Here is an 18792-nt window from a genome sequence, read left to right on the forward strand (position 1 = left end):
CAACCTCAACCATTGCCGTCGTCCTCCTTGACGGCCCCTGGGCGCCGGTGAACACTCCTCGGTGTCAGCCGACATCGCCGTACATTCGCGGCGTATCCAGGCACTGCGCCATGCGGACTCACCGGCTCTGGCGCCACTCCCCCACGGGCGATTCGGCTACGACGGCACGCTCGTCACGGACGCCGGGCGGGGCGCGAAACCTCCCTGCCCAGGCCGAAACAGCCACGGAGACGCACCCTGCACGGAGCACCCGGGGATCGCCCGGGCCGGGCCTAGGAGCCGCCATGAGCAACGGAGACATTTTCGTCGGCGAGGTCATCGGTACCGCCCTTCTCATCCTGTTCGGCGCGGGCGTCTGCGCCGCCGTCACCCTCAGATACTCCAAGGCCAGGGCCTCGGGGTGGATCGTGATCGCCTTCGGATGGGGGTTCGCCGTGCTGGCGGGGGCGTACACCGCCGCACCGCTGTCCGGAGGGCATCTCAACCCGGCCGTCACCCTGGGGATCGCCGTCGACACGGGCGAGTGGGGCAAGGTATGGGTCTACGTACTGGGGCAGATGGTCGGGGCGATGCTCGGCGCCGTCCTCGCCTACCTGGTCTACCTCGCGCAATTCCAGGCGAACGTGCGGCAGACCGGCACCACGCAGGGCACGGCGGAGGAGCCGACGCCGACGCTGGGAATCTTCTCCACCATCCCCGAGATCCGGAATCCGGTCGCCAACCTGATCACGGAGATCATCGCGACGGTCGCGCTCGTCCTGCCGATCCTCGCCTTCGGGCTGACGAAGGGGCTCGGTCAGTCCGGCACGCAGGTGCTGATCGTGTCCCTGCTCGTCGTAGGCATCGGCCTCTCCCTCGGCGGGCCGACCGGCTACGCCATCAACCCGGCGCGCGATCTCGGGCCGCGCATCGTGCACACGTTCCTGCCGATCCCCAACAAGGGCACGTCCGACTGGGGTTACGCCTGGATCCCGGTGGTCGGACCGCTGATCGGCGGGGCGCTCGCGGGTCTCGTGTACAACGCCGCCTTCTGACCAGTCGTCCGCGCAAGTGATCCGCGCGGTCGCCCGGACCACGCGTCGACCGCGCTCCTTTCCGCGCAGGCTTCCGCGCGGCCTTCCGAACCCAGCCCAAGGGGTAGCCATGACGGACCACGCCGAGACGTACGTCGCCGCAATCGACCAGGGCACCACCTCCAGCCGCTGCATCATCTTCGACCGGAACGGCGCGATCGTCGCCGTCGACCAGCGTGAGCACCGCCAGATCTTCCCCAAGCCCGGCTGGGTGGAGCACGACGCCACCGAGATCTGGTCCAAGGTGCAGGCCGTGGTCGCCGGGGCGATCGCCAAGGCCGGGCTGCGCGCCGACCAGGTCAGCGCACTCGGGATCACCAACCAGCGTGAGACGACGGTCCTGTGGGACCGGGCCACGGGCAAGCCGGTGCACAACGCGATCGTGTGGCAGGACACGCGGACCGCCGCGCTCTGCAACGAACTGGGCGGCGCGGACGGGCAGGACCGTTTCCGTGAGCAGACGGGACTGCCGTTGGCCAGCTATTTCTCGGGGCCCAAGGCGGCCTGGCTGCTGGACAGCGTGCCCGGCCTCAGGGGCCGCGCCGAGCGCGGCGAGATCGCCTTCGGCACGATCGACTCATGGCTCATCTGGAACCTCACCGGCGGGGTCGACGGCGGCCGGCATGTGACCGACGTGACGAACGCCGGGCGCACCATGCTGATGAACCTGGAGACCCTCCAGTGGGACGCGTCCATCCTCTCCGCGATGAACGTGCCCGAGGCGGTCCTGCCCGAGATCAGGTCCTCCGCCGAGGTCTACGGCACCGCCGTGGGCCAGCTCGCCGGTGTGCCGGTCGCGTCGGCGTTGGGCGACCAGCAGGCGGCGGTGTTCGGGCAGGCTTGCTACGACGTCGGCACGGCGAAGAACACCTACGGGACGGGCAGTTTCCTGCTGCTCAACACCGGCAACCGGCCGGTGCCGTCCAAGAGCGGGCTGTTGACGACGATGGGCTACAAGATCGGTGGTGAGGCGCCGGTCTACTGCCTGGAGGGTTCGATCGCCATAACGGGCGCGCTCGTGCAGTGGTTCCGCGACCAGCTCGGCATCATTCGCACGGCTGACGAGATCGAGACGCTGGCGGCCAGTGTCGAGGACAACGGTGGCGCCTACATCGTGCCCGCGTTCTCGGGGCTTTTCGCGCCGTACTGGCGCTCCGACGCGCGCGGTGTCGTCACCGGGCTGACCCGGTTCGTCACGAAGGCCCATCTCGCTCGCGCGGTACTGGAGGCGACGAGCTGGCAGACACGTGAGGTCGTGGACGCGATGTTCCAGGACTCCGGGGTGCGGATCACGACCCTGAAGGTGGACGGCGGCATGACGAAGAACAATCTGCTGATGCAGCACCAGGCGGACGTGCTCGGTGTGCCCGTGATCCGGCCCCGGGTCTCCGAGACGACCTGCCTGGGGGCGGCCTACGCGGCCGGACTGGCCACCGGTGTGTGGAACGACCTGGACGAGCTGAAGACTCATTGGCAGAGGGACGCCGAGTGGACACCGGCCATGGAGGCATCGGTGCGGGACCGCGAGTACCACAACTGGCGCAAGGCCGTGGAGAAGAGCTTCGGGTGGGTGGAGGACGGCGGCAGCTAGGCCCTGTCGTTTGGATTCGGGCGGTGCGGCGCGCTCACGCGCGCGTGTGCTGCGTCCGGGCGGTGCCCCGCACGCGCGTGTGCGTCCCCTTCGGGCCGCGGCCCGTACCCCGGTCGGCGGGGGTACGGGCCGTGCGTGGTTCAGGTGGTGGCCCGGCTGCACTCGGCGCGGTTCAGGTGGTGACGGCCTGCCGGCGTTCGGCGCCGTACTCCATGGCGTGCTGGACGACACCGACGAGGACGTCCCTGACCGATACCCGCTCGCGGGCGTCGCACAGCACCACAGGGACGTCGTCGTCGAGGTCGAGGGCGCGCCGCACGTCCTCGACCGGGTAGCGGACCGCGCCTTCGAAGCAGTTGACGCCGATGACGAAGGGTATGGAGCGGCGCTCGAAGTAGTCGACGGCGGCGAAGCAGTCCTCCAGGCGCCGCGTGTCGGCGAGCACGACGGCCCCGAGGGCGCCTTCGGAGAGCTCGTCCCACATGAACCAGAACCGTTCCTGGCCGGGTGTGCCGAACAGGTACAGCACCAGGTCCTCGCGCAGGGTGATGCGCCCGAAGTCCATGGCGACGGTGGTGGTGTGCTTGCGCTCGACACCTGTCGTGTCGTCGACCGGGCGGCCGGCCTCGGTGAGGAACTCCTCCGTGCGCAGCGGCCTGATCTCGCTGACGGCACCGACGAGGGTGGTCTTGCCCACGCCGAAGCCGCCGGCCACCAGGATCTTGAGCGTGACGGGCTCGACCGGGGGCTTGCCGCGCTCAGAACGCCCGAAGATCATCGATCTCTTCTCCTGCTTGATGGGGGTCGTGGGGCGGTGGGCCGTAGCCTCCGCCACCGGGGGTTTCGATGACGAGTACGTCGTCAGGGCCGACGTCCACGGAGTCGCTGCCGTCGAGCTCGACAAGGGTGCCGTCCGCGCGTTCCACCCGGTTGGCGCCCAGCGCGCCGGGGGCACCGCCCGCCATGCCGTACGGGGGCACCCTGCGGTGCTGGGACAGGGTGGAGACGGTCATGGGCTCCAGGAACCGGATGCGGCGGACCGCGCCGTCCCCGCCGCGCCACCGTCCGGCGCCGCCGCTGCCGCATCGGACGGCGAACTCGTCGAGCCGCACGGGAAGCCGCCACTCCAGGACCTCCGGGTCAGTGAGACGCGAGTTGGTCATGTGTGTCTGGACGACACTCGCGCCGGGGAAGCCGTCGCCGGCCCCGGATCCGGAGGCGACGGTCTCGTAGTACTGGTGGTGCTGGTTGCCGAAGGAGACGTTGTTCATGGTGCCGGACCCCTCGGCCTGGACGCCGAGTGCCGCGTAGAGGGCACCGGTGACTGCCTGGGAGGTCTCGACGTTGCCCGCGACGACGGCTGCCGGCGGTTCTGGAGCGAGCAGCGACCCGTGCGGTACGACGATCCTCAGAGGGCGCAGACAGCCGTCGTTGAGGGGGATGTCGTCGGCGACCAGGGTGCGGAAGACGTACAGGACGGCCGCGTTGACGACCGAGAAGGGTGCGTTGAAGTTGGTCGCGAGCTGGGGTGAGGTGCCCGTGAAGTCGACGGTCGCGGAGCGGTTGTCGCGGTCCACGCGCACGCTCACCCGGATCACGGCGCCCGCGTCGGTCTCGTAGGCGTAATCGCCGTCGTCGAGGGCGTCGATGACGCGGCGCACGGCCTCCTCGGCGTTGTCCTGGACGTGCCTCATGTAGGCCTGCACGACGTCGAGTCCGAAGTCCTCGATCATGCGGGTGACTTCGTCGACGCCCTTCCGGTTGGCTGCGATCTGGGCCCGTAGATCGGCCAGGTTGGTGCTGGGGTTGCGGGAAGGGTAGGGGGCCTCGGTGAGCAGGCGGAGGGTCTCCTCCTCGCGGAAGCTGCCGTTCTCGGCGAGCAGCCAGTTGTCGAAGAGGACGCCTTCCTCGTCGATGGTGCGGCTGTGGGCGGGCATGGAGCCGGGGGCGATGCCGCCGATCTCGGCGTGGTGGCCTCGGGAGGCGACGTAGAAGAGGATCGCCGGGTCACTCTCCGTGTCCGTTGCCTTGTCGGTGTCGAAGACCGGGGTGATCACGGTGACGTCGGGAAGGTGGGTGCCTCCGTGGTAGGGGTCGTTGACCGCGTACGTGTCTCCAGGGCGCATCGCGGGGCCGCGGCGGCGGATGACCTCCTTGACACTGGTGCCCATCGAGCCCAGGTGGACGGGGATGTGCGGGGCGTTGGCCACCAGGTTTCCGTCGGGGTCGAACAGGGCGCAGGAGAAGTCGAGGCGTTCCTTGATGTTGACCGACTGGGCCGTCGATTCGAGTCGGGCGCCCATCTGTTCGGCAATGGACATGAAGAGGTTGTTGAAGACCTCGAGGAGGACGGGGTCGGCTTTCGTGTCGAGATCGGAACTCTGCGTAATCGCCGTGCGTTCCATGAGCAGATGCCCGTCGTGGGTCGCCTCGGCCCGCCAGCCGTCGTCTACGACGGTGGTCGCGCCGGCCTCGGTGAGGATCGCCGGGCCGATGACGGTCTCGCCGGGAGGGAGGTCCTCCCGGCGATGCAGGGGTACGTCGTGCCAGGTGCCGCCCGTGTGGAGGCGGACGGTGTCGGGGACGGCGGTGCGGCCTTCGTACGGGGCGAGGGCGGAGAGATCGGGGGGTTCGGTGATGCCGGTGGCTTCCACGGAGAGTGCTTCGACGACGATCGGCCGGTCGAGTGTGAAGGAGTACGTGGCGCGGTGACGTTCTTCGAAGGCGTGTCTCATCGCCGTGGGCTCGGTCAACTCGACGGTGAGGGTGGTGTCGGTGCCGTCGTAGCGGAGCTGGGCGCGGCGGGTGACCTGGACGTGTTCGTCGGGGACGTCCTCGTCGTGGAGTTCGGCGCGGGCCGCCGCTTCCAGGTCGTCGGCCGTCTTGCGGATCCCTGGCATGGAGGCGGCCTCCAGGGGCGCCTCGACGGACTGTTCACGCATGGCGGTGGTGTCGGCGAGGCCGATGCCGAGCGCGGACAGGACGCCTGCCATGGGCGGCACGAGCACGGTGCGGATCCCGAGCGAGTCGGCGACCATGCACGCGTGCTGGCCTCCTGCGCCGCCGAAGGTGGTGAGGGCGTAGCGGGTGACGTCGTGGCCCTTCTGCACGGAGATCCGCTTGACGGCGTTGGCGATGTTGGCCACGGCGATCTGCAGAAATCCCTCGGCGACCTGCTCCGGCGTACGGTCGTCACCGGTCTTGTCGCGGATCTCGCGCGCGAGGGCGGCGAAGCGCTCGCGGACGAGGGCGTCGTCGAGGGGCTGGTCGCCGTCCGGGCCGAACACCTTGGGGAAGTGGGCGGGCTGGATGCGGCCGAGCATCACATTGGCGTCGGTGACGGCGAGCGGGCCTCCGCCGCGGTAGGAGGCGGGGCCGGGGGCCGCGCCGGCCGAGTCCGGTCCCACGCGGTAGCGGGAGCCGTCGAAGTGGAGGACCGAGCCTCCGCCCGCGGCGACCGTGTGGATGTCCAGCATGGGGGCGCGCAGCCGGACGCCCGCGATCTGCGTCGTGAAGACGCGTTCGTACGCGCCGGCGAAGTGCGAGACGTCGGTGGAGGTGCCGCCCATGTCGAAGCCGATGACACGGTCGAAGCCGGCGAGCTGGGACATGCGGGCCATGCCGACGATGCCGCCGGCGGGTCCGGACAGGATGGCGTCCTTGCCGCGGAACTGGCCCGCTTCGGCGAGACCGCCGTTGGACTGCATGAACATCAGCCGTACGCCGCGCAGCTCGTCTGCGACATGCCGGACGTAGCGGCGCAGCACGGGCGACAGGTAGGTGTCGACGACGGCGGTGTCCCCGCGTGGGACGAGTTTCATGAGCGGGCTGACCTCGCTGGACAACGAGATCTGCGGAAAGCCGACCCGGGCGGCCAGCCGGCCCACGGCCTGCTCATGGGCGGGGTGGAGGTGGCTGTGCAGGCAGACGACGGCGACGGCCCGGATGCCGTCGTCGTAGGCCTGTCGCAGCGGGCCGGCGAGGGCGTCCAGGTCGGGTGCTCTCAGGACGGTGCCGTCGGCGGCGATGCGTTCGTCGACCTCCACCACGCGCTCGTACAGCAGCTCCGGGAGGTCGATGCGACGGGCGAAGATGTGGGGGCGGTTCTGGTAGGCGATGCGCAGGGCGTCGCGGAAGCCGCGGGTGACGACGAGCAGGGTACGTTCGCCCTTGCGCTCCAGGAGTGCGTTGGTCGCGACGGTCGTGCCCATGCGCACGGCCTCGACGGGCTCGTGGGCGTCGCCCAGCAGCGCGCGGACGCCGGCGACGGCCGCGTCGGCGTAGCGCGCCGGGTTCTCGGACAGCAGCTTGTGCGTCAGCAGCCGGCCGTCGGGGCGGCGCGCCACGATGTCGGTGAAGGTGCCGCCCCGGTCCACCCAGAACTGCCAGCCGGTCACGTCCTCACCTCGCTTCCGCGCTGCTCACAGGGCTCGGAGGCCGTTGATCACGTCGCGCAGAATACTCTCGTCCGGCAGTTCGGCAGGGGGAACGGGCCGGTTCACATGGACGAATTCCGCGTCCACGAGGTCCCCGACGAGGACCCGGACCACACCGATCGGCAGGTCGAGGTCGGCGGCGAGTTCGGCGACCGACTGGGGCGCGTCCCGGCACAGGTCCACGATGTCCACGTGCTCCGGGGAGAGCGACGGGTCCGTTTCCGGATCATCGGCGTGGGGCTCGGCGACGACCACCGCGATCAGGTCGAGACGGTGCTGGACCGCACTGGTGGTGCGGCCCCGCGTCATGGCGTACGGACGGACGACCGGTCCGGCCTCGTCGTCGAACCAGTGGCTTCTTCCCTGACCGTCTGTGCTCATGCGACCGTCTGTGCTCATGCCATCCCACTACCCGCCCGCGGGCAGATCGGTACGCGGGGCGGTGCCGAGATGCACTCCGACCCGCTTGACGAGGAGCGTCATCTCGTAGGCCACCTGTCCGACGTCCGAGTCGGCGTCCGCGAGGACGGCGAGGCAGCTGCCGTCGCCCGCGGCGGTGACGAACAGGAAGGCCTCGTCGAGCTCGACGACGGTCTGCCGGACGCTGCCGGCCTCGAAGTGGCGGCCGACGCCCTTGGCGAGGCTGTGGAAACCGGAGGCGACGGCTGCCAGGTGCTCGCTGTCCTCCCGGGTCAGGTCCTTCGACACCCCCGTCGGCAGTCCGTCGCCGGAAAGCACGACGGCCTTGCGGATGCTGGCGACGCGGTCGACGAGCTCGTCCAGGAGCCAGTTCAGTTCGCCGTTGCTGGTCGTGGTGTGGCCGGTCGCCTTCGGTGCGGTCATCGACCGTCCCCCTTAGTCGTTCCTCGTGGTGCTGTGCCGCTGTGGGCGTCTTCGCCCGCGGCGTTCTCTGCGCGGCCGCGCTGCCAGCCACGCTGGAGCGAGGCCATGCGGCTGCGTACTTCGTCGGCGTCCCGGTCGGCCAGGTCCTTGCGGTCCTCGGCGCGCGGGTCGGGGCCTTGGCGCAGCTGCGGAGCCAGGTTCGCCTGCCGCACGCGCCGCGGCAGCGCTCCGAAGCCGGAGCCGGTGTCATGAGGCGCTGTTCCGGGGTCGCCGGGCCCCTCACCACCGCCTTGCGAGTGGCCGACCGGGCGGTGAGGTGTGCTGCCCGGGCGGTCCGTCGGCTCGTCCTGGCGGCCGGGGCCTACGGGAGCCTGGCGGGTGCGCCGGGGAAGGGACGGAGGCCCGGACGGCTCGCCGGCGCCATGCTCGGGTCGCTCGGCCGGGGCGCCGCTCCGTGGGATCTGCGCCGCCGCGCCGCGTCGGCGCGTGGGCAGGGGCGCAGGTGCCCCGTCCTCCGTCCGGCGGGTGTCCGACCAGGGCGAGGAGTCGTCGCCCGCCTCCGCGCGCCGCGGACGCTGGTCGGTCACCGGGCGGCCGTGCGAGCTGACCAGCTTGGGGGTGCGACGGCTCGGCAGCGGCACGGGGGCGGTCGGGCCGTCGGTGGGGGTGCGGTCCGGTTCGCCTCGGGTGGCGGACGGGCGGTGGTGCTGCTCGGCGGTCGGCTCGCCCTCGGCTCCGGTGAGGGAGCGGCGCGGGCGGAACAGGCCGCCTCGGTCACCGTCCTCCTCGTCGAGACGGACGGGGAAGGCGTCCAGGGCGTCCAGCCCGACGGGCGCCTCCAGCTCGATCGGACCGTCCAGCAGCGCGGCGGGGACTCCCGGGAGCTGAGCCGAGGGCGAGGAGAGCGCGGTCCTGCCGTCCGCGGCCTCGCCGGCCTTCGGGGGCCGGGGGCGGTCGAGGCGGAAGCCGATGCCGTTGGTGTCGGGGACGTCGTCGGTGAGCAGCACGTCGGGGATGAAAATGACGGCGGTCGTGCCACCGTACGGGGAGGGCTGCAGGGAGACCCTGACGTTCTGCCGCTGTGCGAGCCGGCTGACCACGAACAGCCCGAGGCGGTCGGTGTCGGAGAGTTCGAACTCGGGGGTCTCGGCGAGCCGGAGGTTGGCCTCCAGGAGCGCTTCGGGCGCCATGCCGAGGCCGCGGTCGTGGATCTCCAGGGTGAACCCGTTGGCGACGCGCTCACCGAGCACCTGGACGGCGGTGTGCGGCGGGGAGAACACCGTGGCGTTCTCCAGGAGTTCGGCCACGAGGTGGGTGAGGTCCGCGACGGCCGGGCCGGTGACGGCGATGCGTGGCAGACGGCGGACCTCGATGCGCTCGTAGTCCTCGACCTCGGCGACGGCGGCGCGCACGATGTCCATGAGCTGGATGGGCTTGCGCCACTGTCGGGAGGGTGCGGCCCCCGACAGGATCACCAGGCCCTCGGCGTGCCGGCGCATACGGGTGGTGAGGTGGTCGAGGCGGAAGAGGTCGGCGAGTTCCTCGGTGTCCTCGGTACGGCGTTCCATGGTGTCGAGCAGGGTGAGCTGCTTGTGCAGCAGGACCTGGCTGCGGCGGGCGAGGTTGACGAAGACCTCGGAGACGCCGGAGCGCAGTTCGGCCTGCTTGACGGCGGCCTCGACGGCGGCGCGCTGAAGGGTGTTGAGGGCTTGGCCGACCTCGCCGATCTCGTTCTTGTCGTACTCCAGACGCGGTACCTCGGTCTCCACGTCGACCTGTTCGCCCGCGGAGAGGCGGCGCATCACGCTGGGCAGTCGCACGGCGGACGCCTCGTGCGCCTCCACCCGGAGTTGGCGCAGGTCACGGATGAGTGCGCGGCCGATGCGCACGGACAGCACCAGCGAGAGGACCAGGGCGATCAGACCGAAGACGCCGGCCACGACCGCCTTGACGATGACCTCGATCGCGACCGGTCGGACGCGGTCCTGGTAGCGGTCGTTCGCCTGCTCGTCGAGGGTGCCGAGTTCGGCGAGGACGTTGGCGGCGGCGGTGTCCCAGGTCCTGGCGGTGACGCCCCGGGGCATGTCACCGGCGGAGGTGGCGACGACGGCCTGTTCTGCCGTGCGCAGCGGAGCAGTGGTGGCGTTCTTCCAGAAGCGCTCGTAGCGTTCGCGTTCCGCGGCGGGGAGTTGGGCGAGGCTGATGTCGTAGACCACGTTGCGCTGGGCCTCGAGGTCGGAGACGGCGCGGATCTCGTCGCGGGTGAGCTTGCCGACGACCAGGGCGGAGCCGAGCAGGGCGTCCTCCCGGGAGAGCAGTTCACGGGCGCGGGCGACGCTGACGAGGGCCCGGTACTGCTTGTCCATCTCCACACTGTCGACGACGTCCATCGTGGACAGCAGGGCGTAGCACGGATCGATCAGCCGGTTGTAGAGGTCCAGGGCCTGGGCCCGGGTGACGGTGCCCTCCTCGACGCTGCGGCGCAGGGAGTCGATTCCGTCGAAGGCGTCGAGCACCGCGGTCAGGCCCTCACCGTCGTCCTGGTCCAGCACGTCGCGGACGTCGGGGTCCTTGGCGTTCGCGCGGATCTCGGTCAGCGCCTCGTCCGTGGCGGTCCGGGTGCGCCGCAGTGCGGAGAGCGCGTTGGAGGCACGGGGGTCGGCGAGATAGACGAGGGTCTGGCGGCGCTCCTGCTGGACGACGCGGACGGTGTCCTCGATGGGGTAGCCGACCTTCTCCACAAGGTGCGACACGGTGAACAGGCGGTTCGCCTCGCGGCCCGTGAGTACCGTGGCGAAACCCCAGACAGCGGTCAGGGACACCAGCGGCACGAGAAGCAGCGCCACGATCTTCCGGCGGATGGACTTCCCGCGAAAGCGCATGGCCTCCCCCAGCTCGAACCCCCACCGGCAGGGGGTACGCATGTGCGTCAACAAACGGCGCGAGCCTACTACCGACGCACAGATAACTCGAAGAGCGGTCCGGAAGCTGAACCTCCGTATCAGCGTCCGGGCGGGGGGAGTTGTCCGGGCATTGCGGGAGATTGCCGCCCTGAATCCGAGCTCGCGCGGCGGACCGGATTCGATCGGTGCCGTGGACGAGTTGGCCAGAATTTTTCGAAGTCAGGGAATCTTCGGGGCGTGTCGCGCGTCCTACTCATTGGGAATTGGGGGCGGAATCGGCCACAGGAGCCGCAGGCCGCACCTGTGCGGCGTAAAAGAGCGCAAGCCGGGCAGCCACTGGGGAGTCGGTTCTTCGAACCGGGGCAAAGCTGTCTGCCGGCGGTGGGGAGTGACACGTTGATGGGCACGGCGGAGCGGCGCGGGGCGCCCGAGGACGGCATGGCGTCACGCGGTACGGCGCTGCGGGCTCCGGAGGCAGCGGATCGCGGCAGGCCGGCGGGCGGACACCAGCCAGCGGGCGGGTATGAAGCGGTGGACGGCCGCATACATGACGCGGTGGACGGCCGCATACCTGCGGAAACCAGGGCCGCCGCGTACGAGGGTGCCGAGCGGAACGGGGCGGGTATGTCGGCCGGTGCGCGCGTCGAGGAGCAAGGCAGGCCGGTCTACCGGCCGTTGTGGGTCGAGGAGCCCGCGCGTCGGCGTCGTCTTCCCGATCCGGTGCGCACGGCAGCCGTGCGCGCGGTGCTCCTCATCGCGGTGACGCTGGTTCAGGCCATGGTGGCTTTCCTGTGCACCCTGGCCGGTTCCTGGCTGGCCTTCCCCATGGTGATCAGCAGCGTGGTCAGCACGGTGTTGGCGACGTGGGGTGCGCTGGACGTCTGGGTGACCCGACAGGTGTGGAACCAGCGGTACGGGGTGGTGTCGACGCCGAGCAGCACCGCGCGTGCGCTGCGACGCGAGCGGCGGCGTGCGCGTCGGCAGGCGCGGGCGGCTGAGAGGGCGCAGGAGCGAATACGCCGACAGGGCGGCGCGGGGCAGTTGTCGCACTCGTGAGCTGAGGCTCTCCCGCCAGGTCACCGCACCCTGAACCGCACCGGCCCTTCCCCGCGCGCCAGTTCGCGTCGTGCGCGCATGAAGGGTCGCGGGTGGTCCACGGAAAGCACCGCTGTCGTACGGCCGTCGCGTTCGTAGAGGGCGAGGAAGCCGCCCTCGGCGGGGGCGCCGTCGCTGAGGCCTCCCTCGGTGATGCGGACGGTGTCCCCGTCCCGGTGTCGGCCGGCGAACTGGATGCGTGCGCCGTACTGGTCGGACCAGAAGTACGGCACCGACCGCAGGTTCTCGGCGGTGCGGCCCGCGAGCAGGTTGGCCACGGCGACGCGGGGCTGTTCGGTCGCGGAGGTCCAGTGCTCGGCGCGGGAGCCGCCGACGCGGGCGGCATCGCCCACGGCCCACCACCTGCGGGAGCGCGGTGACGCAGCCGTCGTCGCACAGCACGCCGTCGTGCAGGGCGAGCGTGGAGCCCGCCAGCCAGGCGGTGTTGGGGGTGGCGCCGATGCCGACGATCACGACGTCGGCGGGGAGGGTGCGGCCGTCGCAGAGTTCCACGCCGGTGACGGCCGTGGTGCCTCTCAAGCGGGCCACTCCGGTGCCGGTGACCAGCTCCGTTCCGCCGCGTCGGTGGAGGCCGGCGCAGACGGCGGCCATCTCGGCGCCGAGTTGCGGCACCAGGGGAAGAGGGGCGGTCTCGACGACGGTGACGGCGTGGCCCAGCGCCTCGTACGGGTACACGCTGGGCCGCTGTGTCGCCTACGCCTGGCTGCCGGGGCACCTGGCGCCAGGCACCGGCGTGCACATCGAGTACTTTGGCGAGAAGGTCCCCGCGACCGTCGCCGAGGAGCCGCTGTACGACCCGAAGATGAGCCGCATCCGCCGCTGACGACCGCCGACCGGCCCTCAGGAGGCCTTGTGTCCCCCACCTACGACGTCATCGTCATCGGTCTCGGCGGCATGGGCAGCGCCGCCGCCCACCATCTGTCCGCGCGCGGCGCCCGTGTCCTCGGCCTGGAGCAGTTCGGCCCCGTGCACAACCGGGGCTCCAGCCACGGCGGTTCACGGATCACCCGGCAGTCGTACTTCGAGGACCCGGCGTACGTCCCGCTGTTGTTGCGCGCCTACGAGCTGTACGAGGACCTGGAGCGGTCCACCGGCCGGCAGATCGCGCTCCTCAGCGGCGGGGTGATGGTCGGCCCGCCCGGCAGTGGGACCTGCCGCACGAGATGCTGGACGCGCGGGAGATCCGCCGCCGCTTCCCGACGCTCGCCCCGCGGGACGACGAGGTCGCCCTGTACGAGGAGAAGGCGGGACTGCTCCGCCCCGAGAACACCGTCGCCGCGCACCTCCAGCTCGCCACCCGGCAGGGCGCCGACCTGCACTTCGACGAGCCCATGACCCGCTGGGAGCCGTACCGGGACGGGGTACGGGTGCACTCGGCGGACAACACCTACACCGCGGGCCGGCTGGTGATCTGCCCGGGCGCGTGGGCACCGCGGCTGCTCGCCGACCTCGGGGTGCCGTTCTCGATCGAGCGGCAGGTCATGTACTGGTTTCAGCCGAAGCACGGCATCGAGGCGTTCCTGCCGGAGAACCACCCGGTCTACATCTGGGAGAACGCCGCCGGGGTCCAGGTCTACGGCTTCCCCGCCATCGACGGACCCGGTGGCGGCGTCAAGGTCGCTTTCTTCGACAAGGGCGAGGTCACCACCCCGCAGACGATCGACCGGACGGTGCGCGAGGAGGAGATCCGGGCGATGGCCGACCACATGGCGGGCTGCGTCCCCGACCTCCCCGGCACCTTCCTCAAGGCGGCGACCTGCATGTTCTCCAACACGCCGGACGAGCACTTCGTCATCGCCCGCCATCCCGCGCACCCCGAGTCGACCACCGTGGCCTGCGGATTCTCCGGGCACGGCTTCAAGTTCGTGCCCGTCGTCGGCGAGATCCTCGCCGATCTGGCCCTGACCGGCAGCACCGCGCACCCCATCGGCCTGTTCGACCCCGCCCGCCTCGCCGCCGCGCCCGCCTGAGGAGCCCGTACGTGACGACGACCCCGATCTCCCCGAGCCTGATCGCCACCCTTCCCGGGCGTTACTACACCGACCCGGAGGTCTTCCGGCAGGAGCAGGAACGCCTCTTCGAGTCGATGTGGTTCTGCGCCGTGCGCGGCGCGGACCTCCCCCGGCCCGGGGCGTTCCGCACCGTCCGGGTGGGTCGCGAGAGCGTCATCATCACCCGCGACCGCAGGGGCGCACTGCGTGCCTACCTCAACGTCTGCCGGCACCGCGGGGCCCGGCTGTGCACCGAGGAGTCCGGTGAGTTCCGGCGCAACCTCCAACGCCCGTACCACGCCTGGACGTACGACCTGGACGGCCGGTTGATCGCCGCGCCCAACCTGGTCAGGATGCCCGACGTCGACCGGGTGGCGTACGGGCTGATCGAGGTGGCGCTGCGCGAGTGGCTCGGTTACGCCTGGGTCTGTCTCGCCGACGAGCCGCCGTCCTTCGAGGACACGGTCCAGCACGCGGCGGTCGAACGGCTCGGCGACGCGGCGGCGATCGAGCACTACGGCACCGAGAACCTCGCCCTGGGCAAGCGCATCAGCTACGACGTGCGGGCCAACTGGAAGCTGATCGTCGAGAACTTCATGGAGTGCTACCACTGCGCCACGATCCACCCCGAACTCACCGATGTGCTCCCGGAGTTCGCGGAAGGCTACGCGGCGCAGTACTACGTCGGCCACGGCGCCGGGTTCGGCGAGGGGATCCGTGGCTTCACCGTCGACGGCAGCGAGGGCTTCGCCAGACTCCCCGACGTCAGTGCCGAGCAGGACCGCCGCTACTACGCGATCACCGTGAAGCCGACGGTGTTCATCAACCTCGTACCGGACCATGTCATCCTGCACCGCATGTTCCCGCTCGCCGAAGACCACACGCTTGTCGAGTGCGACTGGCTGTACGCGCCGGAGGTGGTGGAGTCCGGGGCGGACGTGTCGAAGTCGGTGGAGCTGTTCCCGGTCCGGAGGCGGGTGCCCCGCTCGGCGATCACCCGGACGTCGACCTGGTGTCCTTCACCGGCGGTCTGGAGACCGGGCGGCGACTGATGGCGGCGGCGGCCGGCACGGTGAAGAAGGTCGCCCTGGAGCTGGGCGGCAAGAACCCCAACATCGTCTTCGCGGACGCCGACTTCGACGCGGCCGTCGACATGGCGCTGACCGCCGTGTTCCTGCACTCCGGGCAGGTGTGCTCGGCGGGTGCGCGGCTGCTGGTCGAGGACTGCCTGCACGACCGGTTCGTCGACGAGGTCGTACGGCGGGCCGAGGGGATCCGTCTCGGCGGGCCGTTCGACGAGCGGGCGCAGACCGGTCCGCTGATCTCCGCCGCGCATCGGGCGAAGGTCGAGGCGTATGTCGCCCGAGGTCTGGCGGAGGGCGCCGTCCTGCGGTGCGGCGGCGAGCGGCCGTCCGGCGCGGAGTTCGAGGACGGCTACTACTACCGGCCCACCGTGCTCGACGCGTGCACGGCCCGGATGGCGGTGGTCCGGGAGGAGTCCTTCGGGCCGGTGCTGACCGTGGAACGGTTCACGGCCGAGGAGGAGGCGGTGCGCCTCGCCAACGACACGGTCTACGGCCTCGCGGGCGCCGTATGGACGGGCGACGAGGCGAAGGCCGCGCGCGTCGCGGGGCGGCTGCGTCTGGGCACGGTCTGGATCAACGACTACCACCCCTATGTGCCGCAGGCCGAGTGGGGTGGCTTCAAGCAGTCCGGTTTCGGACGCGAACTGGGTCCTTCGGGGCTCGCCGAGTACCGCGAGACGAAGCACATCTGGCGCAACACCGCCCCCAGCCCCCAAGGTTGGTTCGCCTAGCCCTTCTCCCACAGGCCCCGGCACCCGCAGAGCCGCTCCCTCCCCTCCCCCAGGCCCACGAGGAGTCCGCTCATGACGACGACAGCGCACCCATCCGGACAGCCCGGTTCACCCGGCCAGGACGACGCCGAACTCGCCGAGTTCGGCTACAGACCCGAACTCAAGCGCACCCTCGGCAACTTCCACACCTTCGCCGCCGGCATCAGCTACATCTCCATCCTCACCGGCACCTTCCAGCTCTTCTACTTCGGATACGGCAGTGGCGGCCCCGCCTACTGGTGGTCGTGGCCGATGGTCTTCGTCGGCCAGTTCATGGTGGCCCTGTGCTTCGCGGAGCTGGCGGCCCGCTACCCCGTCGCGGGGTCGGTCTACAACTGGTCGAAGAAGATAGGCAATCCGCACCTGGGCTGGCTGGCCGGCTGGATGATGCTGATCGCCTCCATCGTGTCGATCTCGGCCGTGGCCCTCGCCTACCAGCTGACGCTCCCGCAGATCTCGTCGTTCTTCCAGTTCGTGGGCGACGGCACCGGCACGTACGACGTGGCGACCAACGCGGTGATCCTGGCCGCGGTGCTGATCCTGTTCACCACGCTGGTGAACGCCTTCGGCGTCAAACTGATGGCCCGGATCAACACGGCGGGCGTGTTCATCGAGCTGATCGCCACGGTCGTCCTGATCGTGCTGTTCGCGGTGCACATCACCCGTGGCCCGCAGGTCGTCATGGACACCCAGGGCACGGGCTCGGGGTACGGCGCCGGGTACCTCGGCGCGTTCCTCGTGGCCTCGCTGGCCTCCGCGTACGTCATGTACGGCTTCGACACGGCCGCCTCGCTCGGCGAGGAGTCCCTGGACCCCTCCCGCAACGCGCCCCGCGCGATCATCCGCGCGATCGTCGCCTCGTTCGTCCTGGGCGGCCTGATTCTGCTGCTGGCGCTGATGAGCGTCTCCAGCCTGAAGGGCGACAAGCTCTCCACGGACGGGTTGCAGTACGTCGTGCTGGACGTGCTCGGCCCGACGGCCGGCAAGGCGATGCTGTGGTGCGTACTGATCGCGGTGACGGTGTGCGCGCTCGCCGTGCACACGGCGGCGATCCGGCTGGCGTTCGCGATGGCCCGGGACAACAACCTGCCCGCGTCCTCGCTGCTGGCCCGGTGCAGCCCGCGTTTCCAGACGCCGGTGGTCCCGGCCGTGGTGATCGGCATCCTGGCGTTGGCGATCCTCGTGGTGAACATCCGTCAGCCGCAGATCTTCACCGTCGTCACCAGCATCGGCATCATCATGATCTACCTCGCCTACCTCGGCGTGACCGGCCCGATGCTGGTGGCGCGGCTGCGCGGGCGGTGGCAGCCGGCGGGCGACGGGAAGTTCTCGCTCGGCCGCTGGGGGCTGCTCGTCAACATCGTCGCGGTGGTGTGGGGCGCGGCGATGACGGTCAACCTGATCTGGCCGCGCGCCTCGGTGTACAACGCGGCCCCGCCCTTCCACTGGTACCTGAAGTGGGGCGCCGTGCTGTTCGTCGCCGTGATCGCGGGCGGCGGCTACGCCTATTACTGGTTCGTCCAGCGCCACCGCACCGGCGTCCTCGCCGAGCACGCGCTGGAGTCGCCCGCCGCCCCGACCGCTCCGCTCGCCACTCCGGCGGCCGACTGAGGAGGAGGTCAGCAGCTCATGAGCAGCATCGACGAGTTCGACCATGTCGTGGTCGGTGGCGGCACGGCGGGCAACGTGGTCGCGGCCCGGCTCTCGGAGGACCCGGCCGTCACGGTGTGCGTGCTGGAGGCGGGCCCGAGCGACGTCGGCGACGACGACGTGCTGAAGCTGGAGCGCTGGATGGGGCTGCTGGAGTCCGGCTACGACTGGGACTACCCGGTCGAGCCCCAGGCCCGCGGGAACGACTTCCTCCGGCACGCGCGCGAAGGTGCTGGACGGCTGTTCGTCCCACAATTCCTGCATCGCCTTCTGGGCACCGGCCGAGGACCTCGACGACTGGGCGGCGGCGGGCTGTACGGGCTGGAGCGCGGCCGACCTCTTCCCGCTGTTCCGGCGGCTGGAGTCGAACGACGCCCCCGGCGACCACCACGGCCGCACCGGCCCGGTGAAACCGCGCACCCTGAAGGGCGAGGACCCGTGCGGTACGGCCCTGCTGGAGGCGTGCGCGCAGGCCGGAATACCCCACGGTCGCCTTCAACACCGGCCGGACGGTGGTCCGGGGCGCCAACTGGTTCCAGATCAACGCCGACGAGAACAACGTCCGCCAGTCCTCCTCGGTGGCCTATCTGCACCCGGTCATGGGCAAGCGGCCCAACCTCGACGTCCGCACCGGGGTGCGCGCCAAGAGGCTCGTGCTGGAGGGGCGGCGCTGTACCGGTGCCGAGTACCTGGACCCGGACCTGATCCACACCCGGACGGTACGGGCCCGGCGGGAGGTGATCGTCTCGTGCACACCGAACCGGGCCTGGACCGGCCGGACCTGATGTTCCACTACGGGTCGGTGCCGTTCGACATGAACACCGCCCGGCACGGCTACCCCACCTCCGAGAACGCCTTCTGCCTCACCCCGAACGTGACGAAGGCGAAGACACGGGGGAACGGTGCGGCTGCGCACACGGGACTACCGGGACAAGCCGCGGGTCGACCCGCGGTACTTCACCCACGAGCACGACGTGCGGGTGATGACGTACGGGCTGCGGCTGGCCCGTCGCATCGCCGCGCAGCCCGCGCTGAGCGGCTGGGCGGGCGCGGAGCTGGCCCCGGGGCCGGACGTCCGCACCGACGACGAGCTGCTCGACTACATCCGCAAGACCCACAACACCGTCTACCACCCGTCGTGCACCGTGAGGATGGGCGCTGACGACGACTCCTCGGCCCCGCTCGACGCGCGGCTGCGGGTCAAGGGTGTCGAGGGGCTGCGGGTCGCGGACGGCTCGGTCATGCCGGACCTCGTCGCCGTCAATCCGTGCGTCACGACGATGATGATCGGCGAGAAGTGCGCGGAACTGCTGAAGGAGGACGCCCGGTGATCC

At 70.6% G+C, this 18792-nt stretch carries 10 protein-coding genes and 5 pseudogenes; 9 read left to right on the forward strand and 6 right to left on the reverse strand.

All coding sequences use genetic code 11. From position 1 onward, the window contains the following. Positions 1 to 284 precede the first annotated feature (284 nt). Both ALMP_RS33595 and glpK read left to right on the forward strand, forming a co-directional pair. Positions 285 to 1034 (forward strand): MIP/aquaporin family protein, encoded by a 750-nt coding sequence (locus ALMP_RS33595; RefSeq protein ID WP_264935324.1) that lies wholly within the window; start codon positions 285 to 287, stop codon positions 1032 to 1034. Positions 1035 to 1143: 109 nt separating this feature from the next. Continuing rightward, positions 1144 to 2664: a glycerol kinase GlpK gene (glpK, locus tag ALMP_RS33600; RefSeq protein ID WP_264935326.1), complete on the forward strand. Its 1521-nt coding sequence runs from the start codon at positions 1144 to 1146 to the stop codon at positions 2662 to 2664. Positions 2665 to 2836: 172 nt separating this feature from the next. Here glpK and ALMP_RS33605 read toward each other — a convergent pair whose 3' ends face one another. The 5 genes from ALMP_RS33605 to ALMP_RS33625 are packed head-to-tail and all read right to left on the reverse strand — an operon-like array spanning position 2837 to position 10825. Beyond that, entirely contained in the window at positions 2837 to 3442 is a 606-nt protein-coding gene (locus tag ALMP_RS33605) for an ATP/GTP-binding protein (protein ID WP_264935328.1), read from the reverse strand. Further along, positions 3423 to 7061 carry a hydantoinase B/oxoprolinase family protein gene (locus ALMP_RS33610; RefSeq protein WP_264935329.1) on the reverse strand — a complete coding sequence of 1213 codons (3639 nt, stop codon included), beginning with the start codon at positions 7059 to 7061 and terminating at the stop codon, positions 3423 to 3425. The genes ALMP_RS33605 and ALMP_RS33610 overlap by 20 nt, the downstream gene beginning before the upstream one ends. Positions 7062 to 7085: 24 nt before the next feature. Then, positions 7086 to 7481 (reverse strand): DUF742 domain-containing protein, encoded by a 396-nt coding sequence (locus ALMP_RS33615; protein WP_264935331.1) that lies wholly within the window; start codon positions 7479 to 7481, stop codon positions 7086 to 7088. Positions 7482 to 7508: 27 nt separating this feature from the next. Continuing rightward, positions 7509 to 7943 carry a roadblock/LC7 domain-containing protein gene (locus tag ALMP_RS33620; RefSeq protein ID WP_264935332.1) on the reverse strand — a complete coding sequence of 145 codons (435 nt, stop codon included), beginning with the start codon at positions 7941 to 7943 and terminating at the stop codon, positions 7509 to 7511. Next, positions 7940 to 10825 carry a nitrate- and nitrite sensing domain-containing protein gene (locus ALMP_RS33625; protein ID WP_264935674.1) on the reverse strand — a complete coding sequence of 962 codons (2886 nt, stop codon included), beginning with the start codon at positions 10823 to 10825 and terminating at the stop codon, positions 7940 to 7942. The genes ALMP_RS33620 and ALMP_RS33625 overlap by 4 nt, the downstream gene beginning before the upstream one ends. A 420-nt stretch (positions 10826 to 11245) precedes the next feature. Between ALMP_RS33625 and ALMP_RS33630 the strand changes: the two genes are divergently transcribed. After that, positions 11246 to 11902 carry a hypothetical protein gene (locus tag ALMP_RS33630; RefSeq protein ID WP_264935334.1) on the forward strand — a complete coding sequence of 219 codons (657 nt, stop codon included), beginning with the start codon at positions 11246 to 11248 and terminating at the stop codon, positions 11900 to 11902. 20 nt (positions 11903 to 11922) lie between these two features. Here ALMP_RS33630 and ALMP_RS33635 read toward each other — a convergent pair. Beyond that, positions 11923 to 12622, reverse strand: a pseudogene (locus ALMP_RS33635) (FAD-dependent oxidoreductase); the annotation flags it as partial. Here ALMP_RS33635 and ALMP_RS33640 point away from each other — a divergent pair. The 6 genes and pseudogenes from ALMP_RS33640 to ALMP_RS33665 form a co-directional block, all read left to right on the forward strand. After that, positions 12618 to 12785, forward strand: a pseudogene (locus ALMP_RS33640) (glycine cleavage T C-terminal barrel domain-containing protein); the annotation flags it as partial. The pseudogenes ALMP_RS33635 and ALMP_RS33640 sit on opposite strands and share 5 nt — an antisense overlap. Positions 12786 to 12814: 29 nt before the next feature. Next, positions 12815 to 13932 (forward strand): annotated as a pseudogene (solA, locus tag ALMP_RS33645) (N-methyl-L-tryptophan oxidase). 11 nt (positions 13933 to 13943) lie between these two features. Then, complete coding sequence (locus ALMP_RS33650) at positions 13944 to 15005, forward strand: SRPBCC family protein (protein ID WP_264935336.1); 1062 nt, start codon at positions 13944 to 13946, stop codon at positions 15003 to 15005. After that, positions 14918 to 15769: pseudogene (locus ALMP_RS33655) on the forward strand (aldehyde dehydrogenase family protein); the annotation flags it as partial. The gene ALMP_RS33650 and the pseudogene ALMP_RS33655, both read left to right, overlap by 88 nt. A gap of 72 nt (positions 15770 to 15841) precedes the next feature. Further along, positions 15842 to 17419, forward strand: a complete 1578-nt coding sequence (locus ALMP_RS33660; protein WP_264935338.1) for an APC family permease — start codon at positions 15842 to 15844, stop codon at positions 17417 to 17419. Positions 17420 to 17437: 18 nt separating this feature from the next. Then, positions 17438 to 18789, forward strand: a pseudogene (locus ALMP_RS33665) (GMC family oxidoreductase). Positions 18790 to 18792 lie beyond the last annotated feature (3 nt).

Source organism: Streptomyces sp. A012304 (genome assembly GCF_026008495.1).
Taxonomy (GTDB): Bacteria; Actinomycetota; Actinomycetes; order Streptomycetales; family Streptomycetaceae; genus Streptomyces.

What these genes read in the sequence shown, in the direction of transcription:
- ALMP_RS33595 (WP_264935324.1), top strand. Translation starts at nt 285, where the DNA reads ATGAGCAACGGAGACATTTTCGTCGGCGAGGTCATCGGTACCGCCCTT.
- glpK (WP_264935326.1), top strand. Translation starts at nt 1,144, where the DNA reads ATGACGGACCACGCCGAGACGTACGTCGCCGCAATCGACCAGGGCACC.
- ALMP_RS33605 (WP_264935328.1), bottom strand. Translation starts at nt 3,442, where the DNA reads ATGATCTTCGGGCGTTCTGAGCGCGGCAAGCCCCCGGTCGAGCCCGTC.
- ALMP_RS33615 (WP_264935331.1), bottom strand. Translation starts at nt 7,481, where the DNA reads ATGAGCACAGACGGTCAGGGAAGAAGCCACTGGTTCGACGACGAGGCC.
- ALMP_RS33620 (WP_264935332.1), bottom strand. Translation starts at nt 7,943, where the DNA reads ATGACCGCACCGAAGGCGACCGGCCACACCACGACCAGCAACGGCGAA.
- ALMP_RS33625 (WP_264935674.1), bottom strand. Translation starts at nt 10,825, where the DNA reads ATGCGCTTTCGCGGGAAGTCCATCCGCCGGAAGATCGTGGCGCTGCTT.
- ALMP_RS33630 (WP_264935334.1), top strand. Translation starts at nt 11,246, where the DNA reads ATGGGCACGGCGGAGCGGCGCGGGGCGCCCGAGGACGGCATGGCGTCA.
- ALMP_RS33660 (WP_264935338.1), top strand. Translation starts at nt 15,842, where the DNA reads ATGACGACGACAGCGCACCCATCCGGACAGCCCGGTTCACCCGGCCAG.